This window comes from Candidatus Izemoplasma sp. (genome assembly GCF_982632705.1).
On record NZ_CEXEES010000027.1, the window covers coordinates 1 to 20,935 of the forward strand.

Here is a 20,935-nt window from a genome sequence, read left to right on the forward strand (position 1 = left end):
GGAGGTATACTATGAACAACTTAATAAGTTTATTCAAAGTATTAAGCGATGAAACAAGATTGAGGATCATTCATTTACTTAATAATCATGATTTATGTGTTTGTGAAATGGTTGAAGTGTTGGATTTGGTTCAACCTAAAATATCAAAACATATATCTAAAATTAAAACAACAGATTTGATTACATCAAGTAGAAATGAGCAGTATATATATTACTCATTAAATAAAGATAGTTCTTTATATCCTATCTTGGCTTTGATCTTAGATGAATCAAAAGAGAATCAAATGTTTATTGATGATATCAATAAACTAAATACCATAGAAACTTTTGTATGTGAGAGGTAGATTATGTTTACATTTATAAATGATGTGTTTTTAAAAATGACTTGGTTAGAAAATCTAATTTGGTCTTTATTAAAAGATGTGTTTGGTTTAAACCCAGACGATAACTATGTTAATATGTTGCATTTCTTTTTATATGATATTGTTAAGATTTTTATTTTACTAGGTTTCTTAATATTTCTTATTAGTTATATCCAAAGTTACTTTCCACCTGAAAGAACTACAAAGATTTTACAAAAATACAAAGGAATTAAAGGTAACATTATTGGAGCATTACTTGGTACTCTAACACCGTTTTGCTCGTGCTCTAGTATTCCAATATTTATTGGTTTTACAAGAGCTGGATTACCACTTGGAATTACGTTTTCATTTTTAATTTCATCACCACTTGTTGATTTAGCATCATTCTTAATCCTAATGAGTTTCCTAGGATGGGAGATTGCGCTAGCATATGTGGTCGTTGGTCTAATTCTAGCAGTTATTGGTGGTTCAATTATTGATAGAATGGATATGGAAGATGAACTACAAGACTATGTCTTAGAGATGAGAAAAAATGCAATCAATGGTTTAATTGATCCAATCAAAATGACTCGTAAAGAGCGAGTTAAATATTCGTTTGAACAAGTATTAGAGATTGTAAAGAAAGTTTGGATATATATAATTATAGGTGTTGGTATTGGAGCTCTAATACATAATATTATTCCTGAAGATGTGATCAACTTTGTATTAGGAAGTAATAATCCATTTAGTGTAATCATTGCTGCTGCTGTTGGTATTCCTATGTACGCAGATATATTTGGTACAATTCCAATAGCTGACGCGTTACTACTTAAAGGTGTTGGTGTTGGTACAGTACTTTCATTCATGATGGCAGTAACTGCACTTTCTTTACCTAGTATGGTTATGCTTAGCAAAGTAGTAAAAAAGAAATTATTATACACGTTCATTATTATTGTTTCAGTAGGTATCATAATAATTGGGTATCTATTTAATTTTGTTAATATATTTTTATAGGAGGAATTATGAATATTAAAGTTTTAGGGACAGGGTGTCCTAGTTGTATTAAATTAGAGAAACATGTTAGATTGGCAGTTAAAGAATTAGAATTGGATGTTGAGATTGAAAAAGTAACTGATATGAAAGATATTTTATCATTTGGTGTAATGGGTACTCCGGCACTTGTAATTGATGGTAAAGTTGTTAGTACAGGAAAAGTAGTTTCAGTTAAAGATCTTAAAAAGATGCTATAAAAAAATAGGCGAGTTATTCGCCTATTTTTATTTCGTCTTCTGTTTTGTAAGAGAAATGGTTTTTACCATTTTCTTTTACTTCGTATAATACTTTATCTGCTTTTCTAATGACGTCTTCACCTATTGTAGATTTGCATATCCCAATTGACGTCGAGATAGAGTGTTTACAATCGGGGTGTTTGTACTTCGTTGTTCTTAGAAGAATATCGGTTGCTATTGAAACAACTTCATTTTCTTTCTTAAATAAGAATCCTACGAATTCGTCTCCACCAATTCTATAAAACCTATTATAATTATCTTCATGTGATTTTAAAATGTTGGCAAATTCAACAAGGAAATCATTCCCAACAATATGCCCGCATTTATCATTGATCTTTTTGAAATCATCTAAATCCAAATACATTACATGAAAATCATCGAATCTAAATCTTGCGCCATAATGATAATCTAATGTGTATTTGTTAAATAGATGTGTCAGAGAGTCTTTGTGTGTCTTCTCAAACATTTCTTCTTCATCCTGTCTATATTCTGTAACATTAGTTATAAAGAATGCTTTCACGTTTTCACTTGTTTCTATATCGACAACATGAAATCTAACCCATAATCGATTACCATTTATTGATAATGGAATTGTGATATTGGTATCTGTTGTAAAATCGAATATATCATCATATATCGTTTTAAAATATTCTTCTCTTCCTGATACCTCTGCATACTTATTATCTAAATCTAATAATCCAACAAAATCTTCAAGAGCAATAGATTTTTTGTCTTCAAGTCCAAAATAACTTAAATTACCTGAGATAACATTTAACTTTGGAACAGCGTCTGTTATATCACTAAATAATATAACTTTTGATTGAGATGCAATTATAATATCATCTAAAGCATTAATCCCTAGTTTTGCTAAGCTATCTGATGCTTCTTTAAAATACTTGTTAACCACTTTTATCACTATCCTTTATTGGAGGTTTTGGACCATAGTATTGATAATATCTTGCCTCTATTCTCCCGTTATACAATTTCCTTTGTCTGTCACTAGGAGTTCCATATGCTTCTTCGAACTCCATAAACGATGTGAAGAAGTATTTACTCCATGTTTTGAAGTGTCCTATCTTTTTCCCTAGGTGGGTGTATAATTTTCTAACTTGTGGATCATCTTGGAGTCTTTCTCCGTATGGAGGATTTGAAATAACTATAGAGTAATCATCTTTCAAATCAAGTTCTTTGAAGTCACTGTGGATAAAAGTAATACAATCATCAACACCCGCTTCTTCACTATTTTCCATAGCTTTTTTTAAGTTCTCAGCACTTATATCTGATGCGATAATATTAATCTCTGTATCATAATCAATTGCTTGATACGCTTTATTTTTTTGTGCTTTAAATACTTCTTGTGGAATCAATCCCCAGTGCTTAAAGTCAAAATCTCGCTGTAATCCCGGTGCTTGATTTCTTCCAATCATAGCTGCTTCAATCGGTATTGTTCCAGACCCACAGAACATGTCATATAAAACACGATCTTTATTCCAATAGCTTAACATTATTAAACTAGCAGCAAGTGTTTCTTTCATTGGTGCTTCAACTGAATTCACACGATACCCTCTTTTATGAAGTGCATCACCTGATGTATCAATTGTCAGAGTTGCTATATCTGTTAGAACTGACACTTGAATATTAAACTTTGCACCTGTTTTAGGGAACCATGTAACTTGATGTTTCATTTTCATGTTTTCAACAATTGCCTTTTCAGTTATTCTTTGGCAATCAGAGATACTGAATAATTTCGATTTAACACTTTTACCATTTATAACAAAATTACCATCTGCTGATATAATATCATTCCACGGTAAGACTTTTACTTTATCAAATAATTGATCAAATGTAAGTACTTTAAATTCACCCATTTTTAGAAGAACACGATCTGCACTTCTTAACCAAAGATTTGCATTAACAATTCCTGGTAAGTTACTTTTGAAAGTTACTTTCCCATTTTCAGTTTTTATAACTTCAAATCCTAAAGCAATTAATTCTCTTTTACAAACGGCTTCTAATCCAAATGTTGTTGTTGCTATTAACTCATATTGATTCATATAAGACACCTATTTTCTATTCGTGTTTAATTTGATAAAGATAGTTCATCAAGTAAATCACGTATTTTTTGTATTGGTATTAAATCTTTAATCTCTTCTTCTATTAGTTGATTTGGAACTGTGTCTCCAATCAACGTTACTGCATCATATTCTCCAACCAAAGTATCTAATAGAATGAAGTATGCATGTATGTATCTATTATCCGATCCATCATAGCCTCTTATATAGACATTAATATCAATCGGTAAATCTGTTAAATCATATTGAAAGTATATATCATCATAGCTTAATGTGATACCTTCCATTTCAATAGTTTGATCTTCTTGATAGGTTCTTGGTCTAAAAGGAATTATATTCCATAACCTAAACTCAGGAGCTGCATCATGTAGTTCAACAACTTCCTCAAAGACTCTTTGTACACCATCTGCAGATATAATCATATCTCTTTTTTCATTTACGATTACAAAGGGAATTTCAAATTGTAAATCTTTATGAACCTTTACAAGTTCACTCTGAATCATAGTTGCAATTTCTGTACCATTCTCTTCGATATTATCAAAGATAAAGTCCTCATTTTCTACAAACCATTCCCAGAATTCATCATATTTAGTTTTCTTCTTGAACAACATAATATCACCCTTTTTTTTCCTAGTACTATTATACAATAAAAGACTTTAAATATGAAACAATACCAAAGAAAAAGGATACTAAATATCCTTTTTTATAATTAACTCTCGGTGTTGCTTATATATTTCAAACATATGTCCAATGTTTCCTTCACCAGCAAATCTAGTCATATCGAAGAAATTTTCATTAGTATCTATCCAATAGAGTTTATGATCTTCTTCAATCAAGTTTACTTCTTTATTAAGAACCCCTATAAATACTTTCATTTCCATTTTGATTGGATGCCAATTGAAGTCTATGAATGGACTTAAGTTTATATCATTTTTAGATATACCTGTTTCTTCAAATAGTTCTCTATACGCACTACTTAAATAATCCTCACCAAGTTCAACTTTGCCACCAGCAAAATTGTATAATCCTTTATATGGTTCTTTTGATCGATAACACATTAAAACTTTATCTTCTGTTTGATTGAATACCATGACTAAATTATAACGTTTCATGTTATCACCTCTTCGTAATATTATACTAGATATTCCTCAAAAGAAAAAGCCTTAAACAAGGCTTTTTAATTTGGTTCGTATAAAGGATTTAATCCTTCATTCATTGGTTCCACATAAAGTACTGAATTTCCTTCTTCTGTATACATTACATCAACAAGGTATTCAACTTCACCAATAAATTCTCCATTTTGATTATTAAACATTAACGTTACAATTTGTCCATCAGTTCCATCTCTAAACTCGATTGAGTTTATAGAAAATCCTGAATTATCTATGAATGAATTTAACTCTTCACAGTTAAGTTGATCTTCTTCAGATACCATATAACAAGCTTGATCTGCGGGAACTTCTGAATTCTCCAAAACGATTATGAAAAATTCAAACTCAAGTTCAACACCATCTATTAAGATTTCTCCATAACAACACAATTTCATTTGGTATCCTTCAGGAGTTTCTATGAAGTCTACCATGAAATACTCATGTAGTTCCTCGGTTGCTGAAGCATAAGTGATTTCTATTTCATAATATCCATCAAAGCTAAATAACTCTATACTTTCAATCATAAAACCATCACTGATTTTTTGATCTCTATCAAAAGCACAATCTTCAACCATGTTTTCATCAACTAAATCAGAACATACACTAGTACTTAAAATACTCATACCATTATAGTGTGCTTTAAAACCATTTACTAATTCCATTGCAATATCATAATCTATCATGTCTGGACAATCAGGACAATCATCGCCATTGAATACAATAGCCATATCAATACGGTTCACTCTAACTTCTATAGTCCATGACATCACTGAACCATCACCATTATCGAATTCAAGTTCAACACCATAGAAACCATCGTATATGTACATTGCTTTTAAAACTGTTACATGTCCATCTACTATAAATGATTGACGTTCAGGAAACTCCATTGGAAATTCAGTTAGGTCATACATTGCCAATAACTCATCATCTGAATATGTTGGATCTAAGTAATCTATCAAGAATGATTCTAAGATTGTTTTTAATTCATCATCATCATTAATGAATTCACATAATTCTGCTAAGTACATACATTCGTCATAATAGAAGTACTCGTGAATCCTTAGAGCCATGTCAATTCGATTAACTCTTATTTCATATGAATAAGCCATCGTCATTGCATTACCATCTACAAACTCTAATTCTACATCAAAGAATCCAGAGTAATCATAGTGCGCTTTTAAAACAGTAACGTGTCCGTCTAGTATAAATGACTGACGTACTGGGAATGTCGCTGGAAAATCATATAAACCATACATATCAAATATGTCTTGATCTGTATATGTTGGATCCATATAACTCTCGATAAATGATTCCAAGAACATTGCCATTTCTGTTTCATCATTCATGTAATCGCACATTTCACCTAATTCAAAACATTCGTCATAATTGAACCATATCATTAATGCCATATCAATTCTATTAACTCTAACTTCAAATTCTAACATTGTTGCTTCTGTACCATCTAAGAACTCTAATTCTACTTCGAAATAAGTATCCCAAGGTTCACTCATTTTTAAAACAGTGACATGTCCATCAACTATAAACGTTTGACGTTCTGGGAAACTCATTGGGAATTCATACATTGAATACATCATTAATAACTCATCATCTGAATAATCAGAATTCATATAGTCCATTACGAATTGATTAAAGAACAATTCAAACTCATCAATTTCTTGAATAAATGGACACTCTTCAATTCCATCACAGTCATCATCTACGTTGTCATAAATGAATTCCATGTATAGACCGGCTTCATCTTCATAAATCGCTACTCGTAAAACAGATTCTTCCATTTCGCCTTCTATGTATAGTTCCATATAAATATCGAAGAAACTATCTACTCTCATAGCGTATAATACTGTGACTTGTAATCCTTCTTCAATTTCAGACATTCTACTGTCTAGCATACCTTCAGGTGCCATCCATCTGAAATAAAGTTCATCGATTTCATCGTTTGTTATATTTGCATTGAAGTAATCCATTACGAATTCTTGGAAGAACATTTCCACATCTTCTTCAGATATATTAATTGAACAAGTATCTACTCCATCACAATCATCATCTTCGTCTAGCCACTCCATGAATAATCCGTTATCATCTTGAAGTACTCTTAAACTAAGTGATACCATTTCAGTTTCAAAATCTTCGGTTACTTGAAGTGTTAGATTGAGTTGACGATTGTCTTTGTCTACTTCTAATACAACAACTTCCATTTCATCTGCGATTTTTTCAAATCTATTTTCAAATACACTTTCAGGTGCTTGTCCTCTAAAGTACATCTCATTTAATGTTTCATCAGTAATAGTTGGATCAAGGAAAGCTGCAATGAAACTATTGAATAATACTTCAACTTCTTCAGTTGTTAAATCAGGTACACTACAAGTATCTCCATATCCATCACAATCATCATCTATTCCATCTTCAACTTCAAATATCATATACATACCTAAACTATCTTCACGTGATTCCAATGACAACATAACATCGTTCACTTCGCCATCAATTGTTACAACGATCCAAACTTCGTAAAACTTATGTATACCTTTTTCAGCAATAGAACCAAAATCTAATTGTATTCCATCTTCTAATTCTTCCATTCTATATTCTAGAAAGTCCGTAGGCATCATATCTCTAAAATATTTTCCTGAGATATATTCATTTGATATCATTGGATCTTGATAATCATCAAGGAAATCCATAAAGAACATCGCTACCTCATCAATATATTCTACCGGTTCCATAGTACTCTCAACTCTTGTAGTTTGGACTGGACCGAAGTCTTGTCTAAACACTTCAAACTCCACAACAACTTCTAATTCCTCACCATCTACAACAACTCTTAAAGTAGCGTCATAGACAGAATCATTATCGTCATCTGGGTCTAATCTTAGTAATTCGATTGTTTGTCCAGAATCTAATACTTCATCTCGTAATCCATCACAATCGTTATCTTCACCATCAAAATACATCATACAGAAATCATCTGTTGATATTGTTGGATCTTGAATATCCCTAACAAAGTCAATTACAAATTGCTTCACTAGATCAAATGTTAACTCATTGCTTTGTAGAGTTACAAACTCATAGCTCCAATCTTCTAAGTAATATTGGTTATCAACAAATACTACTTTTAAAGTGATCACAAGTTCTTCACTTGAATCATCAGTAAAACCTGTGATGACATATTCCATACCATCACTTGTTACTGTTAAAGGTGTAAACATATCCACTTCATCAGGTAGGAAGAAGAAATCATCTATTGCACATTCTTCAATCAACTCAACACTACCAGGAGCGATTACACTACTACATTTTGTTTTATTTGCTTTTTCTTTAGCTTTCAGTAATACTTCCTCAACTAAATCCATTACAACTTCTTCTTCTAAATCTTCTATAGATTCTAAATTACATAACGGATCGTCAGGGCTCTCTTCACAAAGTAAATCATTCAACTGATCTTGTACATCTTCTGGGACTAAATCACATCCACTTAATACAATTCCAAGTACAAATACCGTTGCTAATGACATCAATTTTTTCATAAATACCTCCTATTTATATTTTTTCTAAATATATCTTAATTGTACTACTCCCCAATTATCTCAACAAGAATATTTGCAAATTTTCTAAATAATGGTTTTGTTTTCAAACTTTTTATAAATAATTAAATAAAAAAAAGACCATTCAGCCTTTTTCTTAGTTATACGCTTTGATTAATCTTGGTCTTGAAAAAATGTTCTTTACATAGAATCCTATAACCAATAATGGAAATAATACCATAGTTAATAATGGATTTAATATCTCAAGTACAATGTTAGATTCTTTATTCCTATTGAATTTTAATCTACTATATAGATAATCCATTGAAGTACCCATACCATTTGTCATTGTAATCACGTTACAAGCTGCTAGAATCAATTCTGATTTCTTTGAACCGTATTCCTCAATCAATCTAGATAAAGCCTCACCCGATGGATTTTCAGAACTATCCGCAAAGTGTTGTGCAAAAACAACAGCGACAGAATCTTCTATAGGTATATCATTATGTATACCATCAAGAATATTATTGATTTCCTTACTACTCATTCCACTACTCAGAGCTAATTTTGTATGAACAAAAGAACACATGGAACATCCATTCACTTCAGTTACTGCAAGCATAATTCTTTCTTTTAATTTTTTATTCATTAAACGGTGTTTTTTACTCTTCTTTAATAACACGAAAGATTTAGCCGCTAGATATATATTCTTTATTTGATCTCGTATTCTAAATACTCTTTTATGATCCATATCATCACCTCTTTTGTGTAGAATATCACGCTTTTGGATTTGATAGTTTGAAAATACAACTAATTCTAAATAAACACGTTTTCATTTAAAGAATTATAAATACATTATCTTTAGCTTTGGAAATAGGGCTAAAATGTACTACTATATATATATCAACAATAACTTAGGAGGGTATTATGTTTAAACAAAACAAATTAAGTATTTTTGAATGGTTCATATTATTGGTGTTCTTAACATTCCCAATAATAAATATTATTTTTGTAATATGGGGTGTAGTTAATAATAAGTTTAGTGTTAACTTAAAGAACTTTGGAATCGCATATATAATATGGTATGTTCTTGTGGGTGGAGGATTATTCACTCAATTATTCTAGAAAGATAAAGACTTAGTCTTTATTTTTTTTATATACTTTGTATGATACAATAGTTAAGAGTAAAGGAGGAATTATCATGTTAATGATTCAATTTATACGAGGTTTTCTAATGGCAACAGCAGATAGTGTTCCTGGTGTATCCGGAGGGACGATAGCATTCATATTAGGCTTTTATGATAAGTTTATTCAGTCTATCAATGATTTAATATCTGGTACAAAAGAGAACAGAATAATCGCAATTAAATTCCTTCTTAAAATAGGTGCAGGTTGGATAGTAGGACTTATACTTTCGATCTTATTTATAGCAAGTATTTTTGAAGAACATATCTATCAAATTAGTTCCGTATTTTTAGGATTAATAATTGTTTCTATTCCGTTTATTATTAAAGATGAAAAAGAAACTCTTAAACAAGATTATAAAAGTCTCTATTTTATTCTTATTGGAATCTTAATAGTATTCTTAATAACCTACTTTAACCCACTTACTGGAAATGGAGTGGATGGTAGTTATGAAAACATAACTTTAGTACTCTCGTTAACTGTTTTATTTGCAGGGATGATTGCAATAAGTGCAATGGTGCTACCTGGTATAAGCGGTTCAACAATTTTGCTTATTATGGGATTGTATGGGACTATTATTAATAGTATAAAGGAAGTACTTCATTTCAATTTTGCATATGTACCTATAATGATCATATTTGGAATTGGAGTAATAGTTGGAGCATTTGTTACCATCAAAGGTGTCAGATTCACATTATCAAATTATCGTTCAAAAACAATATATCTAATTATTGGATTAATGCTAGGAAGTATATATGCTGTTATCGAGGGACCACAATCACTAGAAATCCCCAAAGCAAGTTTAAGCTTTGATACGTTTTATATTTTCTATTTCATATTAGGTGGTCTTATCATCCTAGGTTTAAATTATTCAAGAGTATATTTAGAAACAAAAAAGTAGACAATGTCTACTTTTTTTATTTCTTGAATTCCTTATTATAATCTCTGTTTTTGTTATAATTATGCTTTTTCAAAAATGATTCACTTAGTTCCTCTGCTGAAACATCGAACCGTATCAATGTATCCATGAAATACATAAGTACATCATTCATTTCTTCAACAAAGTGTTCTCTTGTTTTAGGATCATCCATAATCATGTCTTCCCCTTTTTTCTTAACAATAGCGATGGCTTCTCCAAATTCTTCAACCATCCAAAGCATACTATTTCTAGCATACTCTTTTGTTAGAGGACTCCATGTGTCTTTATGTTCTTCCCAAAGTTCTTTTTGTAGTTTCATTAAATCGCTTATCTTTAAATCCATAATCTAGTTTTTCACTTTCTTAAGTATTCTATAAAACAAATAATAAATGAATATCATAAACAGTTCATATTGGATCATATGTAAAGGCCAGTCCCAAGCAAAATCAATTGGTTTGTTTCCTTCACCTATAAACAAAAAGTCTGTATCTAGAATTGCATTTAGTATTAGGCTATATACGATGATAACTTGTAAAACAATAAAAGAGTTAATAAAATCTTTCTTATTCGGATATAATCCATGAACCTTATATAAATAGATCAGCGCAAGAATCAATAGACTGTGGCTGAAATATAGTTGATAATATCTGAATGAGTTAAACCCATGATTTAAATTGGGAAATATAAGTGCTAACACTGAGACTATAGAAAAAATAAATACAGTTGTATACACTCGTTTACTTTTTGTAAACATCACAAACGCCAGTCCCCAAATTGCATAACTACAAAGTTGCAACGGCAATGTATTTATAAATCTAACTTCTCCGTTTAAACTATGTGTAAAGTTCCATATAATAAATGAAAGTTCTCCTATTAACATTAAAGAACCAAACACGTATCTTATTTTGTGTTCATTCTTATAGTTTCTAAGAGTGTCCTTATATTTATATATCAAAAAAATAAAAATAAATAAAACGATAACAGGTAAAAGTCTTTCTAATAAAGTTAGTCCATGTTGAACCTCATCTGTTAAAGATGTATAATCAAAAAATGTCATAGTATTCTCCTTTATATTTTTATCTAAAGACATTATACCAAATAATAAGCAACTCTCCTAATTTGGGATTATTATTATGATATACTTCTTGTAGGTGATTCTATGAATAAGACAAGATTTACAACTGATTTACTGGAGTGGTATGGTAATAATAAACGAATACTCCCTTGGAGAGAAAATACAGATCCGTATAGAGTATGGATTTCAGAAATCATGCTTCAACAAACAAGGGTCGAAGCAGTTATTCCATTCTTCAATAGATTTATTGAAACTTTGCCAACAATAGAAGACTGTGCAAATGCCTCCGAAGATTCTCTTAATAAATTATGGGAAGGACTCGGATATTATAGTAGAGTCCGTAACATCAGAAAAGCTGCGAATATAATCATGAATGAGTATAGTGGAGTCTTTCCTGATACGTACGAAGATATGTTATCACTACCAGGAATTGGTCCTTATACTGCTGGGGCAATTTCATCTATATCGTTCAATATGAAACACACTGCAGTTGATGGAAATGTTTTAAGAGTGTTTTCTAGATTATATGCTATAAGGGAAAACATAAAAGATATAACAGTAAAAAAGAATATAAAAGAAAAAGTTGAATCACTTCTGCCAAAAAGAAAAATTAGTGAATTCAATCAAGGACTTATGGAAATCGGTGCAACAATATGTATACCTAATGGTAAACCAAAATGTAGTAATTGTCCTTTCTCATCCTACTGTTTGTCAAACAAAAAAGGTCTTCAAAATGTCATTCCATTTATTGAAAGAAAAAAGAAAAGAACAGTAGAAAACAAAACTGTTGTGATTCTAAGAAAAGATAACTTAATCGCAATATCAAAAAGACCACCTACTGGTTTGCTTGCTGGTCTATATGAATTCCCATTATACAATGAACATTTTCAATTTGATTCTATCAAAGATATGTATCAAGAAAATATAATGCAATCATTCATTTTAGATGATAGTAAACATTTGTTTACTCACAAGGAATGGATAATGAAAGCTTATCTTATTGATGTTATAGAAATAGATTCAAAATATCTATGGGTTACGATAGACGATTTAAAACATACTTATTCAATACCAAATGCATATAAAGCATATAAAAAGTTTTTAAATATCATATAAAAAAAGGACAAAGTTTGTCCTTTTATTTTTTTAGTTCTTTCGGAGTTCTATCTACAAAATAGAATCCCCAATGTTTCTCAGGTTCCATTGCATCTTCTGAACCTTTCCATGGTTCATCAAATGCTTCAAAGAAGAATAGCGTTACTTGATTTTCTATACTCCATTTTTTCATCATTTCATAATAACTCGTTTGGAATTCTTCAGCAGCAAATTCTTTTGTGAACCCTCTACCATTTGAAGATGTTGGCCAACCTGCTTCTGTAATTATTACTTGCTTGTTTGGATAATTATTTGCAACTTTATAATAATCATTAACAGACACGTCAAATGAACCTTCTACTGGTACATTAACCCAGATTGGATACGTATGTACACTTATAAAATCTACAGCTTCAGCGACGTCAACTAATTGATCATTCCAATAGTTATTGTTTTCGCAATATGTTACTAATTGTGTTGTATTTTTCTTTAATTGATTCACAAAGTATAATACTCTGTTTGGTCTCACTAAGTTTTCATTCCATTCAGGAACTGCTTCGTTTCCTGCAGCAACACTTATAATTACATCTTTATAATTATTAGCTAGTGTTATCAAATCAACCAATTGTTTCTCATTGTGAGCAATATTGTTCGCTACTTCTAACGCTGTATATTCTCCACCCCATGAGCAATTAGGGTTTGATTCCTCACCAAGTAAATCTATACCTAGCATCACTTTTAAATCGATACCTTCTTTGCGTATTGCCTCAACCACAGTTTTAGCATGTTCTGATGGATCGTACATTCTAATATAATCAAAATCTGGTTCTAATATTTTCAAATCCTCTAATACTTCTTCATAAGTTGGGTAAACTCTTGTAACAGGTGATTGGTTTTCACGATAACCCGAATAACAAATAGCTCTACCATATGGTAATGTCTTCATAGTATACCTCCATTAATTTAATCAATTAATTATATATAATAAATACGGCGAATACAAGGATTTCCTATAACGTTTTCGTATAATTTATAATGATAATAAAAAACAGGTGATTATTCACCTGTTTTCTTGTTGAATTTATACTTTCCATCTTTATCCCAAAGTCCCCAGTATGCTCCATACTCACCTTCAACTTCAATTTTCCAAGTTTCATCAAATGATGAAAAATAAAGAATATCTATGTTTTCTTTCATAGCCCACTTATGTGTTTCTACGAAATAAATTAGTGCGTTTTCGTAAGAAGGAATTGCTCCTCCATATTGTTCACCTTTTGTTGGCCATCCCGTTTCACTGATAATTACTTTCTTTCCCTTAGAATGCTTCACTGCCATTTGATACATTTTTTTCATATATTCAACAGAATACTCCAATGGAGTTTTTTCCCAGAATGGATAACAGTTTGCAAGTAAAACATCTACTTCATCAACAATTTCTTCATAGTTGGCAAACTCATAATATGCATCAACATACCCGACTTGAACTTCAGGAACTGCTTCTTTAACTCTTCTTATATATTCTATTAGTTTATCTACTTCAATATCTTCTCTAAGTAGAACTTCATTCCCAACAGCTAAAATATCTGCATGACCTTTTTTCGCAATTTCGATTCCATTCATAATTTCTATTTCATTTAGTTCTTCATCATCACCAATCCAGATTCCGACACAAGTATTAAACTTCTTCTCTTTTGCGATTCTAGGTACAACTTCATTTCCGTTTGTCACAGAGAATGTCCTAATCCATTTTGTATAAGGTTCTACAATGCTTAATCGTTCTGCGATTTGCGTGTCTGTGATTTGTGCAAAATCAGCTGGGCTTTGCCCCTCTAAATATGGACTGAAACTTAACCCGTGTATTTTATTATTAAGAATAGCCTTCATTTGGTTTTCTAAATCCGTTGTATTCAAAGTGTTTTTGTATTGTTGTAGTTCTTCAAAGTTTACGTTTAAGTGTTTGATTGTTTTCGTTTTCGACATTTTGGTCCCTCCAATGTATATACACTATCGTGTTTACTATACATTTTGAGTATATCAAATACACAAATGTATACAAGAAAAAGACAAAAGAAAACGTTTTTCAATCAAATGACAAAGTTAGAAACATTGTTTATTTGTAATTACAATATGTTTTGCTATAATATATGTATTGAAAGGAATGATGACAATGCCAAAATTAGAAACACTTAAAAAATTTGCTGCTTTAGCTGTAGAAGTTGGAGCTAATGTACAAGAAGGACAATTAGTATGGATAAACGGTTCTACTGAAACTCCAGAGTTCGTAAGATTAATAGTAGAAGCTGCTTACAATAGAGGGGCAAAAACTGTAAATGTAAACTGGACTGACAATTATGTCAATCGATTATCTTACAACAATATGAGTATAGAAGCTCTAGAAGAAATTCCAGAATATTTAATAGAGAAATACAAATACTTTATTGCAAACGGAGGATGTGTTATCTCAATAGCATCTCCAATTCCTGGCTTAAACGCTGGAATCGATCCTATGAAACTACAAAAAGCTGGAATCGCAAGAATGAAAGCAATGAAATTCTATCAGGATCATATGATGGGTAACCATGCTCAATGGAGTATAGTTGCAGCACCTAATACAGTATGGGCTGAAAAAGTATTCCCAGAACTTAAAGGTGAAGAAGCAGTTGAAACATTATGGGCTGCAATCTTGAAAGCATCAAGAGTAACGGATGAAAACGATCCTATCGCTGAATGGGACAAACACAACGTAACATTATTAGCACATAATAAAGTATTGAATGATTTCGATTTTGAAACATTATACTTCAAAAACAGTTTAGGTACTGATTTAACTATTAAGTTAGTAGACAATCACGTATGGGCTGGTGGTGGAGAGAACTCTACTAAAGGAGTTTATTTCAATCCAAATATCCCTACTGAAGAGAACTTCACAATGCCTTACAAATATGGTGTTGATGGTAAAGTTGTTTCAACAAAACCATTGAACTATCAAGGTAAACTTGTTGAGAACTTCTGGTTAGAATTCGAAGAAGGTAAAGTAGTAAGATACGGTGCTGAAAAACAAGAGGAAGCATTAAAAAGTTTAATTGATTTAGATGAAGGTTCTGCATACTTAGGTGAAGTTGCCTTATTAAGCTATAACTCACCAATATCAGATAGTGGAATATTATTCTATAACACTTTATTTGATGAAAATGCATCTTGTCATTTAGCTTTAGGTAGAGCGTACCCAATGAATGTTAAGGGTGGAACTACTATGAGTGATGATGAGTTAAAAGAAGCGGGAAGTAATCAATCAATGGCTCATGTAGACTTTATGTTTGGTAGTGAAGATTTAGATATCGTAGGAACACAAAAAGATGGTACTAAAGTTCAAATTTTCAAAAATGGAGACTTTGTAATTTAATAACTTAAAAGCAGGAATTTCCTGCTTTTATTTTGTTCAAATTCAACTATCAAATGTTATAATAAAAATGACAGAGGTGATATTATGAAAGGTAAAAAAAGTATAGGTAGTATTGCACTACTTTTAGTAGTAGCTGCTGGAGCATATTTGTTTGGTGGAGTTGAGATGGTATACGATGTTTTAGGAATCGATTATACACCACCAGTGATTAATATAAGCTTATTAGAAACAGAAGTTGAAGCACATTATGTATTTGATACATATGACATTACATGTGAAGATGATTATGATGATACTTGCACCGTATCAATGATAGGTGAGTTTGACACAACCAGTGTTGGAGAGCACACAGTAATTTTATTTGTAAAAGATGAAACAGGAAACGAATCATCTATTGATTTTGAATATACAGTTGTTGATACAACACAACCAGTTATTACAGTTGATGGTGTGAGCTCCGTTCAATTAAATGGAGAGTTTTCATGGAATATAACATGTGAGGATAATGTTGATGATGAATGTAATGTATTAATTGGAACTACTGATACATCAGTAGTTGGTGAGTTTACTGTATCACTAACAGCAACGGATGATTCAGGAAATACAGTAACAATACAACATCCTTATACTATATATGTAGGAGTTAACACTACTATGTTTACACCGAATGGTTATTATGATGGTATCGATGGTTTAGATGGACAAGCATTAGTCACAGCTTTAAATCTTATCATTACAAATCATACAGAATATCCATATACACACTCAAACACAGATGTGTGGGATATCCTACGTGAGGCAGATGAGGATCCAGATAATTCAGATAACATTATTATGTTTTATACAGGAGTTTCACATCCGAAAGATTGCCAGGATACAGTAACACCTCCTGCGTTTTGTGAAGTAACTGTTTATGATGAAGCAAAATTAACCGAATGGAATAGAGAACATATCTGGAGTAAATCTAGAGGAGAATTTAGTGATGATAATATGACAGCACATAATGATACACATCATTTAGTTGCTGCTGAGAGAGCTATGAACTCTACTAAAAATAATAGATTCTTTGAAGACTGTCACGATGGTGATGATACAAATATAGTTGATCGTGGATATGGAAACTACACTTGTAATGAATGGGAGTTCGAACCTAGAGATGAAGTGAAAGGTGATGTAGCTAGAATGTTATTCTACATGGCAGTACGTTATCAAGGGGATGCAACATTCGATGATGGTATTGATTTAGTATTAATGGATGATCCAATCGAAGATAAATCATTAAAGCTTCCAGTCTATGGAGATTTAGACGATTTACTAAGATGGCATCTTGAAGATCCTGTAGATCAATGGGAAATAGATAGAAATGAAGTGATCTATTCATATCAAGGGAATAGAAACCCATTTATTGAATTACCAGAGTTGGTTGAATTAATTTGGGGAACTAGCGACGATTACAATTAAAAACACCTTTACAGGTGTTTTTTTTAGGACAAATAGTTCATTTCTCTTTCTATGAAATATGATATAATGTGTGTAGAAAGTAGGGGGTTTTATGTCTGACATAATCATTTTATCAATTACATATTTTTTCATTCTAATTATTGCAAATTACTATAATAAATTCACTGAACAATCAAAAATCAAACATTACTTCTATACCTTTTTGGATTCAGTGATTGTAAGTACTTTACTTCTTTTAACATTCTTAAATGGATTCATACCAAGCATTGGATTATTCTTCCTTTGTATAGTTCTACTCATGGGTGTCATATACGTAAGAGGATTCTTAACAGAAATGAATTTAGATGATCTAAATGTAGTACTGGAAACATCAAGGAACACATTTCTAATCCTATCTAGAACGATAGTAATATTTATGATTTCTTTTACAATATTTAGATTCTTTAGTTTCTATATTCAAATTGGTTTGAGTTTATTAGCTGTATTGATATTCAGTTACTTATATAAACTTACTCAGTACTTAATAACAAAAATTTCTAAACTAGACTTTATGAGTAATCCAACAGGGGATTCAATTATAGTAATTGGAAAAGTATTACTTGTCCTTGGCGCAATAGTATCTATCGTACTTTTCAATCTTCCAAGGCATAGAATCAATCATGCATTGAATTTGAATGACAATAAAACATTATATGTTTTCATGGATAAAAACCCATACTTAAATGCTCATTATGATACCTCCATTCAAGTTATCAATCAAGATGAGTTCAATGAGATGGATCTAACAATGTTTGACACAGAACCAAAAGATTATATGAACCTTCCTGTGAACTACAACAGATTATATATCAGTTATGATAATAATGAAGATGTAGAGTATTATGGGTACTATGACTTAGATGAGGAAGTTACAGTTGAAGTTGAGTATAACAATATTACACAAATAGAAACAAAAAGAAGATATGATGGTATCCGTTCAACATTGAAAATCAGGATAGATGATATTGTATACAAATTCGAACATAGGTCAAACGACGTTTTGATTACTGATTCCTCAGCCCTGAAAAGCGAGTTGTTTAATCCAGAGCAACGACTTACATTCTATGTTGGAAACCAAGCAAGCGATGATAGTTTTATCGGATTTATTCTAGATGGTGATTTACTAACTTATGTAACTAGTCCGTATAATAATTATGATAATGAAGAATATGATAGCTACAACGTCTATACTCTGGAATACAAAAATGTGGACATCATGACTGATTTCTATCACTACTTTGATTTTAGTTATATACTGTTTATCATGTTGTCATTATGCATTCCAGTATCAAGGAATAGAAAGAATCCAAAAAACTATAATCGGAGATTGCAAAATATCTAATAAAAAAAAGAGCGAAATCGCTCTTTTTTATTTCATTATTTTTCTTACAATTTTTACTTTGTTTTTATATGGTGGATAAACTAATTTCAAATCAAACCATGTTACTTTCTTTGAAACTGATTTCTGATGTGAAAATGTAATATAACTTTGTTTCCCATGATAACTTCCAAGTCCAGATGAGCCCATCCCTCCAAAAGGTAGTTTTGGATTTGTTATATGAGAGATTGTATCATTTATACAAACACCACCACTTGGTACATCGTATAGCAACTCATCACTAAGTTTTTTGTCACTAGTGAACACATAAAACGCTAATGGATTGTTTTCATTAATCAATTTCTGTTTTACTTCTTTAATATCTTTATACTCTATAACTGGTAGGATTGGTCCAAATATCTCTTCTTTCATTACACTATCTTCCCACGAAATGTTTTGAAGTACTGTAGGTTCTATAAAAAGATCCTTCTTATTTGTATTTCCACCGTGATAAATACTGTCTTTTTTAATAAGTGATTCTAATCTATCAAAGTGAGTCCCGTTTACTATTCTTGTATAGTCTTTAGAAGTGTTTGGAGTTTCTGTGAACGATCTTATAATCTCTGTTTTAAGTTCAAATAGTAACTCTTCTTTTATATCTTCATGTACATACACGTAATCTGGTGCAATACAAGTTTGTCCATTATTAATGTATTTTCCCCATATTATCCTTTTTGCCGCATGTTTAACATTTGCATCTTTGTGCACAATTGTCGGACTTTTACCACCCAACTCCAGGACACAAGGAATTAATCTCTTACCTGCAAGTTCTCCGATGATACTACCTACTCTTACTGAACCAGTGAAGAAGATAAAATCTAAATCTTGATTCAATAATTCTTGAGTTTCTTGAATTCCACCTTCTACTACTTTAATAAACCTAGGATCAAAAGCTTCATCAAACATTTCTTTAATTAGCTTAGAAGTATGTGGTGTGAACTCACTTGGTTTGAGTATCGCAGTATTACCTGCAGCAATTGCCCCAATCAATGGTTCGATCAATAATTGAAATGGGTAGTTATATGGCCCGATAATTAATGAAACACCATATGGAACATTCACTATATAATTCTTTGAAAATGGCTGATGGATCTTAGCTGATACTTTGGTCTTCTTACTCCATCTTTTTAATTTCTTTATGAACTCAGATAAACTAGCAAGAACAAATCCAACTTCAGTAGCATAAGCTTCGAATTCAGATTTCTTTAAATCAAGATATAATGATTTCAATAATTTTTCTTCATTGTTTTTAATAACACTTTTAAGTTTTTTTAAATTTTGAATTCTTGTATCAATATCTTTTGTATTATTTGCATAGAAATAATCTTTTTGATTTTGAATAATAGATTTCATAAAATCACCCCAATTAATACTATTATACAGTTTTTGACATAAAATAAAAACAAAAGGACGCAATCGTCCTTTTATTATCTGTATACATCCATTAATGTTTCATTATTGTCGTTTACTAAAATATTCCAAGCATTATTTTCTGTGTGTCCTAAGATAACTGAAACAGCTATATAAACAGAACTAAATACCATATCTTCTAGTATCATATAATACTCATCATTGTGGTCTTCTACTTTGACACTGTTTATTACAGTTTCTCTTTCCTTGTCAATTGTCTTGCAATCTTTCCAGCGCTCTACGCAATATGCATTCTTACTTATAAAAGATCCTTTTTTAACTACAATCCCTTTACAAGTTGTACAATCCTCTGTGCTTGTTAAATAGTTAAAAGTTGCTACTTTGTTTCCTAAATCATCTTTGATAAAAAAATCCATGTTTACCTCCAAGGTTTTTTACTTCAAGTACATATGATTAGTATACAAACTATTTTACCATATATAAGCATTCATTACAAACGACAAAAAAATGCAAACAAAAGGGAGAAAAGACCTGATTCAGGATTTTTAAAATTAATCTTTAATAAATATAAATATTTATCAGTAATTCTTCTTTTTCGGATCGAATTTAAT

21 protein-coding genes are annotated in these 20,935 nt (G+C 30.9%); 9 read left to right on the forward strand and 12 right to left on the reverse strand.

Annotated elements, in window-relative coordinates:
- Positions 1-11 precede the first annotated feature (11 nt).
- From AC2LE6_RS05070 to AC2LE6_RS05080, 3 genes are read left to right on the forward strand one after another with little or no spacing between them, the layout of a single operon-like run.
- Positions 12-344 (forward strand): ArsR/SmtB family transcription factor, encoded by a 333-nt coding sequence (locus AC2LE6_RS05070; protein ID WP_484478174.1) that lies wholly within the window; start codon positions 12-14, stop codon positions 342-344.
- Positions 345-347: 3 nt separating this feature from the next.
- Positions 348-1,355, forward strand: coding sequence for a permease (locus tag AC2LE6_RS05075; protein ID WP_484478175.1), 1,008 nt, complete (start codon positions 348-350; stop codon positions 1,353-1,355).
- 8 nt (positions 1,356-1,363) lie between these two features.
- Positions 1,364-1,591, forward strand: a complete 228-nt coding sequence (locus AC2LE6_RS05080; RefSeq protein ID WP_484478176.1) for a thioredoxin family protein — start codon at positions 1,364-1,366, stop codon at positions 1,589-1,591.
- Positions 1,592-1,604: 13 nt separating this feature from the next.
- Here AC2LE6_RS05080 and AC2LE6_RS05085 read toward each other — a convergent pair whose 3' ends face one another.
- The 6 genes from AC2LE6_RS05085 to AC2LE6_RS05110 all read right to left on the reverse strand — a co-directional run bounded on the left by AC2LE6_RS05085 (position 1,605) and on the right by AC2LE6_RS05110 (position 9,149).
- Positions 1,605-2,537 (reverse strand): GGDEF domain-containing protein, encoded by a 933-nt coding sequence (locus tag AC2LE6_RS05085; protein WP_484478177.1) that lies wholly within the window; start codon positions 2,535-2,537, stop codon positions 1,605-1,607.
- The gene (locus AC2LE6_RS05090; protein WP_484478178.1) at positions 2,530-3,684 is read right to left on the reverse strand and encodes a THUMP domain-containing class I SAM-dependent RNA methyltransferase; all 1,155 of its coding nucleotides are present in this window, start codon (positions 3,682-3,684) and stop codon (positions 2,530-2,532) included. Before AC2LE6_RS05090 ends, AC2LE6_RS05085 begins: the two co-directional genes overlap by 8 nt.
- A gap of 26 nt (positions 3,685-3,710) precedes the next feature.
- On the reverse strand, positions 3,711-4,313 hold the full coding sequence (locus AC2LE6_RS05095; protein WP_484478179.1) for a hypothetical protein: 603 nt from the start codon (positions 4,311-4,313) through the stop codon (positions 3,711-3,713).
- Positions 4,314-4,391: 78 nt separating this feature from the next.
- Positions 4,392-4,814: an NUDIX hydrolase gene (locus AC2LE6_RS05100; protein ID WP_484478180.1), complete on the reverse strand. Its 423-nt coding sequence runs from the start codon at positions 4,812-4,814 to the stop codon at positions 4,392-4,394.
- Positions 4,815-4,879: 65 nt separating this feature from the next.
- Positions 4,880-8,401: a hypothetical protein gene (locus tag AC2LE6_RS05105; RefSeq protein WP_484478181.1), complete on the reverse strand. Its 3,522-nt coding sequence runs from the start codon at positions 8,399-8,401 to the stop codon at positions 4,880-4,882.
- Between the two features lie 154 nt (positions 8,402-8,555).
- Complete coding sequence (locus tag AC2LE6_RS05110; RefSeq protein WP_484478182.1) at positions 8,556-9,149, reverse strand: carboxymuconolactone decarboxylase family protein; 594 nt, start codon at positions 9,147-9,149, stop codon at positions 8,556-8,558.
- Between the two features lie 176 nt (positions 9,150-9,325).
- On the opposite strand from AC2LE6_RS05110, the gene AC2LE6_RS05115 reads away from it, so the two are divergent.
- Complete coding sequence (locus AC2LE6_RS05115) at positions 9,326-9,523, forward strand: hypothetical protein (protein WP_484478183.1); 198 nt, start codon at positions 9,326-9,328, stop codon at positions 9,521-9,523.
- A 76-nt stretch (positions 9,524-9,599) separates the two neighbouring features.
- Entirely contained in the window at positions 9,600-10,484 is an 885-nt protein-coding gene (locus AC2LE6_RS05120) for a DUF368 domain-containing protein (protein WP_484478184.1), read from the forward strand.
- Positions 10,485-10,500: 16 nt separating this feature from the next.
- Here the strand turns inward: AC2LE6_RS05120 and AC2LE6_RS05125 are convergent, their stop codons facing one another.
- Positions 10,501-10,845: a nucleotide pyrophosphohydrolase gene (locus tag AC2LE6_RS05125; protein WP_484478185.1), complete on the reverse strand. Its 345-nt coding sequence runs from the start codon at positions 10,843-10,845 to the stop codon at positions 10,501-10,503.
- A gap of 3 nt (positions 10,846-10,848) precedes the next feature.
- Positions 10,849-11,559, reverse strand: a complete 711-nt coding sequence (locus AC2LE6_RS05130; RefSeq protein WP_484478186.1) for a TMEM164-related integral membrane acyltransferase — start codon at positions 11,557-11,559, stop codon at positions 10,849-10,851.
- 102 nt (positions 11,560-11,661) lie between these two features.
- Here AC2LE6_RS05130 and mutY point away from each other — a divergent pair, with 102 nt between their 5' ends.
- Positions 11,662-12,693, forward strand: coding sequence for an A/G-specific adenine glycosylase (gene mutY / locus AC2LE6_RS05135; RefSeq protein ID WP_484478187.1), 1,032 nt, complete (start codon positions 11,662-11,664; stop codon positions 12,691-12,693).
- Positions 12,694-12,715: 22 nt separating this feature from the next.
- Here mutY and AC2LE6_RS05140 read toward each other — a convergent pair whose 3' ends face one another.
- Together AC2LE6_RS05140 and AC2LE6_RS05145 are read right to left on the reverse strand one after the other, a co-directional pair.
- Positions 12,716-13,618 carry a glycoside hydrolase family 17 protein gene (locus tag AC2LE6_RS05140; protein WP_484478188.1) on the reverse strand — a complete coding sequence of 301 codons (903 nt, stop codon included), beginning with the start codon at positions 13,616-13,618 and terminating at the stop codon, positions 12,716-12,718.
- Between the two features lie 110 nt (positions 13,619-13,728).
- A complete protein-coding gene (locus AC2LE6_RS05145; protein ID WP_484478189.1) occupies positions 13,729-14,652 on the reverse strand; it encodes a glycoside hydrolase family 17 protein in 924 nt (307 codons plus the stop codon).
- Between the two features lie 187 nt (positions 14,653-14,839).
- Here AC2LE6_RS05145 and AC2LE6_RS05150 point away from each other — a divergent pair, with 187 nt between their 5' ends.
- From AC2LE6_RS05150 to AC2LE6_RS05160, 3 genes are all read left to right on the forward strand, one after another.
- Positions 14,840-16,075, forward strand: a complete 1,236-nt coding sequence (locus tag AC2LE6_RS05150; RefSeq protein ID WP_484478190.1) for an aminopeptidase — start codon at positions 14,840-14,842, stop codon at positions 16,073-16,075.
- A gap of 84 nt (positions 16,076-16,159) precedes the next feature.
- A complete protein-coding gene (locus AC2LE6_RS05155; RefSeq protein WP_484478191.1) occupies positions 16,160-17,536 on the forward strand; it encodes an endonuclease I family protein in 1,377 nt (458 codons plus the stop codon).
- 91 nt (positions 17,537-17,627) lie between these two features.
- The gene (locus AC2LE6_RS05160; protein ID WP_484478192.1) at positions 17,628-18,917 is read left to right on the forward strand and encodes a hypothetical protein; all 1,290 of its coding nucleotides are present in this window, start codon (positions 17,628-17,630) and stop codon (positions 18,915-18,917) included.
- A gap of 27 nt (positions 18,918-18,944) precedes the next feature.
- On the opposite strand, the gene AC2LE6_RS05165 is transcribed toward AC2LE6_RS05160, so the two are convergent.
- The gene (locus AC2LE6_RS05165; protein WP_484478193.1) at positions 18,945-20,306 is read right to left on the reverse strand and encodes an aldehyde dehydrogenase family protein; all 1,362 of its coding nucleotides are present in this window, start codon (positions 20,304-20,306) and stop codon (positions 18,945-18,947) included.
- Positions 20,307-20,380: 74 nt separating this feature from the next.
- Positions 20,381-20,740, reverse strand: coding sequence for a DUF4357 domain-containing protein (locus AC2LE6_RS05170; RefSeq protein WP_484478194.1), 360 nt, complete (start codon positions 20,738-20,740; stop codon positions 20,381-20,383).
- Between the last annotated feature and the right edge of the window lie 195 nt (positions 20,741-20,935).